Annotated in this window: 5 protein-coding genes; all 5 read right to left on the bottom strand. The window is 64.7% G+C overall.

All coding sequences use genetic code 11. From position 1 onward, the window contains the following. Positions 1-587 precede the first annotated feature (587 nt). Complete coding sequence (gene recA / locus VKZ87_RS02500) at positions 588-1,661, bottom strand: recombinase RecA (RefSeq protein ID WP_324219667.1); 1,074 nt, start codon at positions 1,659-1,661, stop codon at positions 588-590. Positions 1,662-1,920: 259 nt separating this feature from the next. Then, positions 1,921-2,511: a phosphatase PAP2 family protein gene (locus tag VKZ87_RS02495; RefSeq protein WP_324219666.1), complete on the bottom strand. Its 591-nt coding sequence runs from the start codon at positions 2,509-2,511 to the stop codon at positions 1,921-1,923. A gap of 45 nt (positions 2,512-2,556) precedes the next feature. Continuing rightward, positions 2,557-3,609: a right-handed parallel beta-helix repeat-containing protein gene (locus VKZ87_RS02490; RefSeq protein WP_324219665.1), complete on the bottom strand. Its 1,053-nt coding sequence runs from the start codon at positions 3,607-3,609 to the stop codon at positions 2,557-2,559. Beyond that, complete coding sequence (locus tag VKZ87_RS02485; RefSeq protein WP_324219664.1) at positions 3,606-4,982, bottom strand: O-antigen ligase family protein; 1,377 nt, start codon at positions 4,980-4,982, stop codon at positions 3,606-3,608. Before VKZ87_RS02485 ends, VKZ87_RS02490 begins: the two co-directional genes overlap by 4 nt. Further along, positions 4,982-6,193 (bottom strand): glycosyltransferase, encoded by a 1,212-nt coding sequence (locus VKZ87_RS02480; protein ID WP_324219663.1) that lies wholly within the window; start codon positions 6,191-6,193, stop codon positions 4,982-4,984. Before VKZ87_RS02480 ends, VKZ87_RS02485 begins: the two co-directional genes overlap by 1 nt. Positions 6,194-6,275: the final 82 nt, after the last annotated feature.

Raw genomic sequence — 6,275 nt, 5'->3', positions numbered from 1 at the left:
CATCCCTGGTCGACGGCCCGGCGAGCGGCGCCGCATGAAACTGGACAGATTGTCATGAGCCGGACCCACCCCGGCAAGGGGCCTTAATTACCGTTCCACCCCACCCCTGTCCAGCAAGCTCGCCATCCCTAAGTGCCTTGGCCGGATGGGGAATTCAGGGCATCGGGATGCCGGTCCCCATGCTGCGCCGGGCCGCTTTTCCTTGCGCGTTAGCACGCTGGTCACCGCTTACGCGCGTCAATCCGGGCTTATTCGAGTCTTATTTGCTCTTATCTGGTGCTTATCCGGGCTTAAGTTAACCTTCTCCGGCACTAGAGCCGATCATTGAATGCCCCGCTTCCGGCTCAATAATAAGAACAAATATAGCACATAAGCTAGAGAGATGCAAGGGTGCGGCAAGAGAGGGCAATGGAAGTGATCTGACACTTTAGATCAGGTAGCGGCGTGCGGAGGTCAAAAAATACCCCGGTACCGAGGTCCGGTACCGGGGTTCCCATGGAGGAGAGATTGGGAAAAGTTAACGCTCTAAAATGCAGCCCGATGAGGGCAAATCCCTGCCGGTTGAAGTAGCGCGGCAGGGGTGAAAATCAATCCGAGTCGTCCTCGCCGGCAGCATCGGCGCCGGCGTCGATCGCCGCCGCCACGATGCCGGCATTGGCTTTGATGGCCGCTTCGATACGGTCAGCAACCTCCGGATTTTCCTTGAGAAATTGCTTCGCGGACTCGCGGCCCTGGCCGATCCGCTGGCTGTCGAAGGAGAACCAGGAACCGGACTTCTCGACCACATTGGCCTTCACGCCCAGGTCGATCAGTTCGCCGGTCTTGGAGATGCCCTCGCCGTACATGATGTCGAAATCGACCACCTTGAACGGGGGCGCCACCTTGTTCTTGACCACCTTCACGCGGGTCTGGTTGCCGATCACCTCGTCGCGGCCCTTGATCGAGCCGACCCGGCGGATGTCGAGACGGACCGAAGCGTAGAACTTCAGCGCGTTGCCGCCGGTGGTGGTCTCCGGATTGCCGAACATCACGCCGATCTTCATGCGGATCTGGTTGATGAAGATCACCATCGTGTTCGACTTGGAGATCGACGCGGTGAGCTTGCGCAGCGCCTGGCTCATCAGGCGGGCCTGCAGGCCGGGCAGGCTGTCGCCCATCTCGCCTTCCAGTTCCGCCTTCGGCACCAGGGCGGCAACCGAGTCGATTACCAGCACGTCGATGGCGCCCGAGCGCACCAGCGTGTCGGCGATCTCAAGCGCCTGCTCGCCTGTATCCGGCTGCGAGATCAGCAGCTCGTTGACGTTGACACCCAGCTTGCGGGCATAGGCCGGATCCAGCGCATGCTCGGCATCGATGAAGGCGCAGGTGCCGCCCTTCTTCTGGGATTCGGCGATGCAGTGCAGGGCGATGGTGGTCTTGCCCGAGCTTTCCGGGCCGTAGATCTCGATGATGCGGCCGCGCGGAAGGCCGCCGATGCCCAGCGCGATATCGAGCCCGAGCGAGCCGGTCGAGATCGACTCGATCTCGATGCTCTGGCGGGCGCCGAGCTTCATCACCGATCCCTTGCCGAAGGTGCGCTCGATCTGCGAAAGCGCACTCTCCAGCGCCTTACTCTTGTCCATGCTGTCCTTTTCCACGACGCGAAGATTGGCGGCTGACATTGCGGCGGCATCCTTTCATGGGGTGGTGGCAATTGCAATTTTACGCGCTTCAGGCCTCATATGTTCCCATATCGTTGCCGTTGTCCAGTGAAATCGGCAAATGACTGGTTTCGCTGGATATTTTTGTATTGTTCCCCTCACGTCCCCGGGAGGCCGCAGATGTTCCGGTTTTAAGGCCGGCTGGGGGCCGGCCGAATCCGGGCACCGGAGCGCACAACCATTGCTGCGCATTAATGCCGAAAAACGGCTATTTTTCTCCTTAAGGTGTGTCAACCAGATTGCGGACGAGATGCAGGATCACCGCCTCTCCGCTCACGCGCGGCATGGCGAAGGCAACTGCGATCAGCAGGACCAGTGCGACAAGCTGTCCGGTACCGAGCCTGACGGAACGGACATTGCGGGCGTGGACGACGAAGACGGCGAGCGACGCACCGCCGATCGCGAAGGCGAGGATGATCTCCGGCACTGAATGCAGATCAAGCACCAGCCGGCTGATGGCGATCAGGGTGAGCAGCAACACAATGCCGGTCCAAAGCAGCGCGCGCGCAATGCGACCAAGCTGCGGCGCAATCATCATGGCACTGAGGCCGTAGAAGCCGGTACCGATCGCCACATGGCCGCTCGGGCTCAGCAGGCGCAGGGCGCTGCCCTCGTTCCAGCGCAGGAGATGGAGGACAAATTTTCCGGCGACGGTCAGCAGCAGGCAGACGCCGAAAGCGAGGGCCCAGCTGCGGGCGAGAGCGCGGCGCTCGTCGGCGCCCCACAGATGGAGGAACACGCCCAGACCGCAGAAGAGCAGCAGCAGCGGATCGCCGAGATGGGTCAGTCGCGTGAAGAAGCCCTCGACCATCCGCCGCTACGCCCGTTCACGCCATGAAACGGGATGCCGGCGCATTCAGTCGCAGGGCCAGTCGGGCAGGCGGACATGCTGCCGCGCCGCCCCCGCCGGACGGCACGGCCAGTCGCGACGTTCGGGCGGGCGGGTGATCTTCGGACTCATACCCGTGAGATCGATCCGCCCGGCCTGCTTCCCATAATTGAGCACGGCCGCGTCCGTCGCGTTCAGGAAGAGATTGTCGTGGACGCTGAAACCGGCGCCGTAAACGATCGCACCGAAGCGGAAATCCTCGATATGGTTGCCCGCGATCTGGCCCGAGCCGGCCAGCTCAATGCCGATATCGCCGCGGCCGCGGGGGCCCGCGATTGCGTAATTGCCCGTGATCACCGTGTTGACGCCATTGGTCGGCACCAGCGAATAGGCGACGAAGGTAGACATGGTGTCGCCCGGATCGGGGCCGCGATTGCGGAAATCCTCTGCCCAGTTGTCGCGCACGACGAGGTTTTCGGTATAGGCCCCGAGCGGACCGACCTCCAGGGGCATCCGGGCAACGCCGCGGAAGCGGTTGCGCTCGACCACGATGTTCCGTCCGCGACTGCGGTCGTTGTTGAAGGCGAGATTGATGCACTGGCCGCAGCCGGCGAAGTGGTTGCCGGAGATGGTCGAGCGGTCCAGCCCCCACCCCGTGATGACGCCGCCCGAAACGCCGCGGAAGTCATTGTTGATGATCAGCGCCTCGGTTGCGCCGTCGAGCCGGATCGCGGTTTCGCCGCCCCGGAAGGCGCAGTCGCCGATGGTGACGGCGCGGGACTCCGAGATATCGATGCTGCCGCCGTCGAAAGTAAGACCGCGGATCACGGTGCCGGGGCCACGGACGACCAGGTTGCCGACCAGAGTGGCACCGCTTGGCGCGTAGAGCGTCACCTCCGGCGGGATCTCGAGATCGGCGACCCGATAGGTGCCCGGGGGGATGTAGATGATGGCGCCCGGCTCCGCCCGCCGGACCGCCTCTTCGATCCGGCCCGCATTCCCCGCCGCGCAGCCGAGCGGAAGGCTGCAGATCACGACGAGCAGGACGAGCAGCCGTGCCGCGGCGAACGGCGTTCTCATGGATGGTCCGGACGCGGCGCACGCAGCACGTCTTCCGCCGGCTGATCCGGATACTCGGCCGCGACCTCCCGGCGCCACTGGTAGGCGATGCGCAGCACGAAACCCCAGAAGGTATAGAAGGGAATGGCGAAGAACGGCTTCTCCATGTTGTCCTCGCCGACGCAGCCGACGAGGATCAGGATCGCGAAGGCAACCACCAGCAGGATGAGGCGCGCGGTCTCGGAACTGCCGTGACGCCGGTGCTGCCGGTAGGCCCGGAGGCCGGCGCGGAAGAATTCGACCTGCATCCAGATCCAGGCCACCAGGCCGATCAGGCCGAGCCGCGCCACCACCGAGATCACCGAATTGTGCGGCTCGCGGGTAGTGACGCCGAGCGTGTCGCGGAAATCGGTCAGCGGAATGCCGTAGCCGAGCCCCCCGATCAGGGCGATGGGATCGGAGGTGAGCTGTTCGTAGATGCGCGTCCACCAGTGCAGGCGCAGGGGCACACCGCTTGCCGCATCGGCGATGCCACCCTGCTGTTCTGCGCCGATTCCGAAGATCGCAAGAATATGGTCGAGGAAGAACGAGAAGGAGATTTCCGAGGTCAGCCGCCCGGAAATGCGGATTTCGAAGGCCGAGATGACGAGCAGCAGAAATCCCAGCAGGGGCAGCGTAATGCCGAGCCGGCCGAGCGCGCGCGGCTGAAGCCAGAAGAGCAGCGCCGCCAGGCTCGCGATCTGCAGATAGCTGGTGCGCTTCTGCAGCACGATCAGGACGAAGGCGATCAGGAAGCCGGCGATGAGTGTCAGCAGCAGGCGTTTGCCCGGGCGGCCCTCCGGCGCGATCAGGCAGGCGAAAGCCGCCCAGATCAGCACTGTGCCGGCCGTGGCGAAGGATCCGAAGATCGGCACGGCCTGCCCCGAGGCGCCGGTGATCGTCGGCGATATCGCAATCAGCTGGTCTTCAAAGACGAAAAGCAGACTGTAGCCGCAGGCCACAATGATGATCGGGCGCAGCCAGTCTGCCAGCCGCCGGACGGCCCGCGGATCGGCGGCCAGGCTGAAGCCCACGATGATGAACAGGGACTCGATCAGCGAGGTGGCATCGCGCAGGGCCCACATGCCGTGCCCGGCGGCGTCGAAGGCCAGGCGCCCGAACCCCCAGCACCACCAGATCAGGAAAGGCGCCAGGATCACCACATTGCCCATGCGCTGCAGCGCCAGTCGCGGGTTGATCCCGGCGAGCACGACCACCAGCAGGATCTCGCCGAACGGAATGCCGAAGCCGGTCGGCGGAATCCGCAGCAGCATGAAGGCGTAGCCGAGGATGAGATACCCGGCGAGCAGAACCAGCAGGGAGGAAACCTTCAGCCGGTCGAACACCGTGCCCATCAGGCCAGCCCGTGGACCCGGATGACCTTCTCGCGCCAGGAAAACGCCTGACAGCGCTGCCGTGCGCCCTGGGCCAGCGACTGGCGCGTCGTTTCGCGGGCGAGGCTGATCAGCGCGTCGCCCATCTCGGCAATCACCTGCGCCGCGCTCTTGTCGGTGGTGTCGACGGCGTAGCCGCAGCTTGCATCCACCAGCGCCGCCGGCCCGCCGAGCTTGAGGCAGACAACCGGCAGGCCGTGATGCATCGCCTCCAGGATCACCATGCCGCCGGTATCGTGCATGGCCGAGAACAGCAGCACGTCATGTCCGGCATAGAGCCGCGCCATGCCGTGATGGTCCTGCCAGGGCAGCCAGTCGATGCTGCCGGCGATGCCAAGATTCTCGGCCATGCGCTGCCAGCGGCGCTTCATCGGACCGTCACCGGCCATGGTCAGTCGCGCGGAGGGAACCGCCTGCACCAGCCGGGCGAAGGCCGGCAGGCCCAGATGCATGCCCTTGTAGTCAACGAAGCGACCGGCATAGAGCACGCGGAAGCAGTCCTGCCGTGGCGGCCGCGGCACGGCCCGGCCGATCGCCGCCTCCATATCCTCGGCGCCGATGGCGAGCTCGACCCGCGCCTTGTCGCGGAAGCGCTGCGGCAGCAGGCGCAGGGTCTCGGCCGAGGTGACATAAATGCGCTCGGCCCGGGCGAAGGTCTCGGTCATGAAGGGCGTGAAGCGGATCAGCATGTTGGCGGCGTCGCGGGCGGCGTCATGCATCAGCCCGTAGACGCTGTAGCCCCAGCGCAGCCGCCATGGCGCGCGCTCGCCGCCGCCGACCGGACCGAAGACGAAGGGGATGCCGAGCCGGCCCATGAAGCTGGGAATCCGCAGGCCGGCATAGGTCACATGATGCACGCGGTCGAATTTCTCCCGCGCGTGCAGCTCCCGGGCGAATTTCACCGCCAGCCACTGCCACAATGCGGCATGCAGGTGCAGCGGCCCGCGGGCCTGCCAGCGAAAAGGTTTGGGAACGTCAAAATAGGCGCAGCGGAGCTGCGTCCCGAGCTGCATGCGCTCTAGCGTGCGCTCGATGGCCGGCCGCGCCTCGGAGCAGGTCAGCACGACCACCTCGTGCCCGGCACGGACAAGGGACAGCGCCCAGTTCCAGCCCACCGCATATTCCGAGCCCCTGTCCGGCTCACAGGCAAAGGCGGAAAGCAGGATCTTCAAGCCGTGCCTCCTCGTCGCGCGGAAAAACGATGCCAGACCGGGATAAAAAAGAAAAGAAAAAAATGGCAAAAAAACGACTTCT

It is taken from the genome of Ferrovibrio sp. (genome assembly GCF_035304305.1).
Lineage (GTDB): Bacteria > Pseudomonadota > Alphaproteobacteria > Ferrovibrionales > Ferrovibrionaceae > Ferrovibrio.
The sequence above is the reverse complement of the archived record's forward strand: the minus strand, read 5'-3'. Positions and strand labels throughout refer to the sequence as shown.